This window comes from Bacillota bacterium (assembly GCA_024655925.1).
Taxonomy (GTDB): Bacteria; Bacillota; DTU025; order DTU025; family JANLFS01; genus JANLFS01.
Genome location: JANLFS010000085.1, coordinates 1 through 6,369 on the forward strand (window position 1 = coordinate 1; position 6,369 = coordinate 6,369).

Annotated in this window: 5 protein-coding genes; 3 read left to right on the forward strand and 2 right to left on the reverse strand. The window is 59.7% G+C overall.

Annotated features, from left to right (window positions below; all coding sequences use genetic code 11):
• Positions 1-483 precede the first annotated feature (483 nt).
• The gene (locus NUW23_12125) at positions 484-1,518 is read left to right on the forward strand and encodes a helix-turn-helix domain-containing protein (protein ID MCR4426912.1); all 1,035 of its coding nucleotides are present in this window, start codon (positions 484-486) and stop codon (positions 1,516-1,518) included.
• Positions 1,519-1,621: 103 nt separating this feature from the next.
• Here the strand turns inward: NUW23_12125 and NUW23_12130 are convergent, their stop codons facing one another.
• On the reverse strand, positions 1,622-2,911 hold the full coding sequence (locus tag NUW23_12130; protein MCR4426913.1) for a GGDEF domain-containing protein: 1,290 nt from the start codon (positions 2,909-2,911) through the stop codon (positions 1,622-1,624).
• Between the two features lie 247 nt (positions 2,912-3,158).
• Between NUW23_12130 and NUW23_12135 the strand changes: the two genes are divergently transcribed.
• Positions 3,159-3,461, forward strand: a complete 303-nt coding sequence (locus NUW23_12135; protein MCR4426914.1) for a hypothetical protein — start codon at positions 3,159-3,161, stop codon at positions 3,459-3,461.
• A gap of 181 nt (positions 3,462-3,642) precedes the next feature.
• On the opposite strand, the gene NUW23_12140 is transcribed toward NUW23_12135, so the two are convergent.
• Entirely contained in the window at positions 3,643-4,911 is a 1,269-nt protein-coding gene (locus NUW23_12140; GenBank protein ID MCR4426915.1) for a glycosyltransferase, read from the reverse strand.
• A 337-nt stretch (positions 4,912-5,248) separates the two neighbouring features.
• On the opposite strand from NUW23_12140, the gene treZ reads away from it, so the two are divergent.
• Positions 5,249-6,369, forward strand: a 1,121-nt coding sequence (gene treZ / locus NUW23_12145; protein ID MCR4426916.1) for a malto-oligosyltrehalose trehalohydrolase, incomplete at its 3' end; no start/stop codon positions are given.

Here is a 6,369-nt window from a genome sequence, read left to right on the forward strand (position 1 = left end):
ACCCGATGTCGTTCATGAAGACGATAAGGCCGTCCAGAAGGCCAGCGGAATCAAGGGTATGGAGGGAATCAATCTCCTCGCGGTCATAGATGGCCTTCGCCACCCGACGGTCATCGCGGGTTGCAAGTCTTAAGGTTACCGTGGAGTTAGCTTGAGTTTCATTCATTCTGGCGCATCTTCCACCGGGGGTAACAACACCCCGGACCTTCTGCGCTGGGATATTCCACATTGAAGCGGAAGTACCTCTGGGAATGTCTGGGAATTCATGCAAATATCCTGTGGTAAATGCTGACAGCAACGGCAGGGGACCCGTCTGGTCAATGATTGGTAGGAAATTGGAAGCGTATATCGAAAGGCGAGAGGAGACATCGCTCTCTTGCGCGTCGCGGATCCGTCGGGGCAGTCCCAACTGATGGTTGATGGTCCTTGGGGTTCATGGTAATATATGGATGTCGCCGGAGCCCGCCGAAAGGAGGCCATCCCATGCCGACCTCGCCGCCCCGCTACCCATTTCCCCTAGGTTCCGGTCCCAGCCTGTCCGACGTGCATCTCTGCGCAATTCCCTTCCCCGGCCAAGGCCTTGATTTCGTCTCCACGCCGTTCTGCGAAGGCCGCGTCGAGGTGAGCCTTTCCGACATTCGCGATCTCGCGAAGCCCGAAGGCCAAGTCTGCCCGAGCTGCGAAAGCAAAGAGATCGTCCGGTACGGAAAGCCCAAGGGCATACAAAAATACAAGTGCAAACGATGCCGGACCTATTTCACCGACCTCACCGGGACAGTGATGCATCGCACCCGGCTGCGGGGGAAATGGCTCCAGTACCTCGCGCTGATGACGGAAGGCCTCTCAGTGCGGCAAGCTGCAAGGCTCTTGGGAATTTCCAAGAACACCGCGTTCGCCTGGAGACACAAAGTCATCTCCAGGCTCGCCGGGGCTTACGCGCAGACTAGGCTCTCTGGGATTGTGGAGACGCATCAGCTCCTCATGCTTAAGTGCTGCAAGGGCTCCCCGGAGGCCCGCAAGGCTCGCGCGACGAGCCCAGGGGAAGGATCTCGACAGATCCCGTTTCTCAGCCCCCGCTCGGAGAGGGTCTATGTCCTTTTCGCCCTCGACCGGTTCGGTAACATGGCAGCAGAGGTGGCATCGGGCGAATCCCGAGTCGGGTTCGATGAGATCATGCGGGATCGGATCGCGCCGGGGGTCCGAATCTGCGTGGAACGCGGAATCGGGCACTGGCCACCTCCCGGCAAGCGGAGCCTGGGGCTCGTGTGGACAACGCCTGCACGGGCCAGGGTCTTCAGCGAAGATGCGGCGAGCCCCGATCCAGTGCACCACCAAAGGAACGCGAAACGCCTTGCGATCCAGTTCAGGGCGTGGCTGATGAGGTTTCACGGAGTGGCCACGAAGTACCTGCTCCGATACATCACGTGGTTCTGGCAAGTATCGTCCGGCGCCGGGCTGGCAACGCCGATAGCCGCAAAGCGACTGCTCCTGGCCACATTGAGCAGCATGGGGATCTAGCGAAGCGCGGGTCTTGCGGTGATCCGTAAGCTCATATGCCACCTATCAGGGCTGAGCCTACGATGAACCCCCAGAGCTCGTCAACCGTTAACTGGGACACTCGCTATTGCCTGACTACCTCAGACCTGTTCTTCTTCACCTCTTTCTCTTGATACATGGCTTCATCGGCCTTTCTGATGAGCGTGTCTATGTCTCCTGGCGAACCGGGCTGCCATAGGAAGGTTCCAACGTTGACATCCAGGTCGTGGGCGATTTCCGACGCCTGTGCCCACTCGTGGACGGCCCGCCGGACCCGTGCGGCTGCGAAGTCCAGATCTTCGCGGCTGACGTCCCTGAGGATCGCCACGAACTCGTCTCCGCCTAGTCTGGCCGGGGTTCCGGACGTTCCGACCGCCGTCCGCAGCAACCCGGCGAACTGCTTGAGGACTTCGTCTCCGGCCAAGTGCCCGTGTAGGTCATTGACCCTCTTGAACTTATCAAGATCCGCCATGAGGATCCCGACCTGTTCCCTGTCTTCTCTCGCCGCCGCGATGTCTCTCTCGGCGGAGAGCATAAACCCGTTTCTGTTGTACAGGCCAGTCAGGGAGTCGTGGATGGCCTGCGTCCTGAGCTCAGCGAAGATAGAGTCGTAGGGGGCTATGAGTCTGTGTCGAACCACTCCTCTGTAGATGCAGTAGTAGGATAGAACCTTGATAAGGTGGCCCACAAGGTTCGCAAGGCCGTACACGTCCGTGTGGAGAACGAAGCACAGCTCGGACAGGATTGTCGCGCCCATCGAGCACATGAGTGCGGCGTAGAGGTGCTGGTCCAGGTCCGCCCGGCGGGCGTGCAGACGGAACATGCCCCCCGCAACCAGCGTCATCACCAAGTACTCGCTCCATATCTTAAACTGCGTCAGGCCCTCTCCTTCCACGAAACACGTAGGAAAGGCGCGGACGCACATGATCGACCAAATCAACGAGGCCGTGGTGACGATGCAGATCAACGTCCACGCTACCTGCGAGATCCTTCTCTTGAGGAGAAGGGGTGATACAAACAAAGCCGCGCCCACGAGGCATCTCCCGGCAATCCAGAGCTGCGTCGCCGTGTCGGCCCCGTATCCCGGGAACAACCCCATGCCGTGGTAGGTCGCGAGATGCAAGAAGTCTAGAGCTGCGACGGAAGCGTATGCCTTCCCCAGGAACAACAGCATTTCGTTTTGCGAGCACTTGTAAGTCCACGTCGCGAGAACGTAGATCAGAGCCGCGACCACTATGGCGAAGCCTTCAGCCGCAGTGTGAAACAAGAGATAGTTACATTCGGCTGTAAGCAACGACAGGCCTACAACAAACGCTGCTGTATCGCCCCTCGGGAGCGTATCCCAGAGGAATCGAATGTGAAAAAGGCCCTTCAAGAGGTTCATCTCCATTCATCAATATCAAGGCGCCGGCAAGGTCAAGCGGCCATGCCGGCGCTCGTACGCTGCATCCTACTCGGGCGCTTTCTGTAACGCAACGCTGCAGGGGGAATGCATGCCGTCCATCCTACGGCTGGCGGCTCGTCGGCGGTCAACGTACGGGCTATTCACGGCATAACGAACGAGCAGCAGGGAGCCCGTATCGAGCCCTCTGCTGCCTCGCATCTGCATCAGGAAGTCCGCTGTGGCGGCCATGTCGGACGCGGGGGCCATGGAGGACGAGGAGGCCACGGCGGACGCGGGGGCCATGGAGGACGAGGAGGCCACGGCGGACGCGGTGGCCACGGCGGGCGAGGCGGCCATGGAGGCCACGGAGACCACGGGGGCCATGGAGGACGAGGAGGCCACGGCGGGCGAGGGGGCCACACTGCGCTCCATTCATCCGGATATACATCGGAAACATCGGAATAGTCGGGAACAACGGAGCCACTGTAGGGATCGTAGTACACGTCGGACACCTCCTTCCGTGAGGTGTGTGCTTGCCTAATGAACATTGTCGACAGGATTTCGGTGCCGGTCTGGCAGGCGATGATGCACTCAACGTTGGCGTAGTACAGTCTATTCCCAGGTTGAATCGAGGCAACTATGACTTCGAGCTGCAGGGCGGTAAGTAACAGTGAGAGACTGCGCCGTGCGTGACTAGATGGGGCATGTGGGTTGTCTGAGCGTTAGCCCCGAAGCCCGGCAAAAAGCCTGAGGTAGTCGGCCAAGTGCCTGGTGGAGAGGAAATTGCGTCTCACGTGCTCGCGGCCGGATACGCCTATCTGGCGGCGGAGGTCCATGTCTCCTAGGAGCATCAAGGCCTTTTCGGCGCACTCCTGCACTGAACTGACGAGGAATCCAGATCGTCCATCCTGGATCTGGATGGGGATGCCGCCGACGTTGCTTGCCACTACGGGCTTGGCTTTCCACAGGCTCTCGGACACAGTGAGCCCGAACCCCTCGCGCACCGACTTCTGGATCACTACGTCGGCTGCGGTTTGGAACGCGTTGACGTCGGCGTTGCCGACCCCATGCAGGTTCGACAGGATGTGCACGTCTCGATCCCCGGCTGCGTGCTCCAACGTCTTGCAGTAGTACTCGACACCCTCCGGGTCATCAGCAGCCATTGAGCCTACGAGGGCCAGTTGAACCTCGGGGACTTCCTTTCTGACCAGCCGATAGGAGTCAATGACTCCAAGCGGGTCTTTCCAGGGATCGAATCGAGAGATCTGAACAAGGAGGGGCCGGTTGGGATCGACCCCGTATCCTGCGATTATGTGCTTGCACGCGACCGCCGGGATCTCCACGTTCTTTGGGCTGAGCGGATCTATGGAGGGAGGGATGATCACAACGTGTTCTGACCCTATGCCCTCCTTGACGTATGCCGCCGCCGTGAATATCGAGGCGTCGTATTGCTCCACAAACGGCATGATCAGATTCCACGAACCCGGGACCGGGCTGGAGAGATCTATGTGGCATCTCCATATCCACTTGGTCTTTTCACCGAGCCTGTGACGGAGGTATTGGATGAGCGGTGCAGGCTGTGGGTCGTGCACGACCACGAAGTCGTATTCCCCGCATGCGCATGAGATCTGCTCCGCTTCCGCCGCATTGAGCTCGATGTAGGCGCTGATTCCTGTGCTCACGCTTATTCCCGGAAGCGCGGCTTCCGAACCCTGCAAGGCGTTATGCAGGTTCTTCGTGAACGCGAAGAATTCTGGCGTCCCGTCCATTGTGGACCAATCTGCTTTCAGCCCCACGTCTCTCATTAGCGGGACGAGTGTGGACAGAATCTCGGCAACGCCGCCGCCGTACACAGTCGAATTAACATGGAGGACCCTTGCCCCCGCAAACGGCTCTGCAAGGCGCCGGATTTCGTCGACTGCGTCGTCTCCTGCTGGACCCCGGTAATCCTCGATGGACTTGGTCACAGTAGTTGCTAGTCGTGCCATCATAACGAGCGCGATGGACCGCCCCGTTGCACGCGGCAGATGAACGCGCTCTCCCTCCAATCGTCGAGCGGCGGCAGGGCGACGGGCGGCGAAACCACAGTCGACTACCGCGCCTGTGCCATCTATATCGTTCTCCGGTCCGTGCGCGAGACATACGCTTTCCCGGCATGTCCCGGTGCGCGGGTGCAACCTCGAGGCGCGATCCGCGCAGGCCCATTGCTGTTCAACGGATAGAAGGCATTGAGATAGGAGACCTTAGCCTAAGCGAAATCGCGTCTTCTTCCTAGACAGATCAGAGTGCGCGCCCGAGGGGCCGGGAGTGTCGGATGTGCGTGAGCGCATGAACGTGGAGCTGAATCTGGGGGCAACCTACTTGGGTGAGGGCGTGTGCGGGTTTGAGGTGTGGGCGCCTCGTTCACGCAGTGTGCAGCTGAGGTTGGTGGCACCGCACGAAAGGTTGATAACAATAACCCGGGAAGAACGAGGCTACTACCGCGCTCGGGTCAGGGGAGTCGAACCTGGAACCCTCTACTACTACCGCCTGGACGGCGAACTAGACCGCCCTGACCCAGCTTCGCGGTATCAGCCCGAAGGGGTCCATGGGCCTTCAATGGTTGTAGATCCGAGCGCCTTCGTGTGGTCAGACGGGGAATGGCGTGGAGTCGCTCAGGAGGACCTGATCATCTACGAGCTCCACATCGGGACCTTCACTTCCGAAGGCACGTTTGAATCCGCCGTCCCCAAGCTCGACGCCCTAGTCGAACTGGGTGTCACGGCGGTCGAGCTAATGCCTGTGGCTCAGTTCCCCGGAGGCAGGAACTGGGGTTATGATGGAGTCTATCCGTACGCCGTTCAGAACTCCTACGGCGGGCCGGACGGCCTCAAACGGCTGGTGGACGCATGTCACAGACTTGGGCTTTCGGTATACCTGGATGTGGTCTATAACCACCTGGGACCCGAAGGGAATTATCTCGGGGATTTTGGGCCTTACTTCACCGATAGGTACAGGGGCGCGTGGGGACCGGCATTGAACTTCGATGGGCCCGAAAGCGATGAGGTGCGGCGCTTCTTCATACAGAACGCGCTCTACTGGATCACCGAATTCCACATGGACGGCCTCCGGCTGGACGCCATACACGGAATAATCGACACGTCGGCCCGGCGGTTCCTCGCGGAGCTGGCCTCCCGTGTTCATAGAACGGCGGACAAGATCGGACGCACGGTGCATCTGATCGCGGAGAGCGATTTGAACGACGCGAGGGTGATCCGGCCCCGCGAGATGGGTGGGGACGGCTTGGATGCTCAGTGGAACGACGATTTCCATCACAGCCTGCACTCCCTTCTGACAGGGGAGCGTGACGGGTACTACCAGGACTTTGACTCTCTGGACCAGCTCGCAAAGGCTTTCCGCAGCGGCTACGTTTACACAGGCCAATACTCCAACTACCGAAAGCGCAGCCA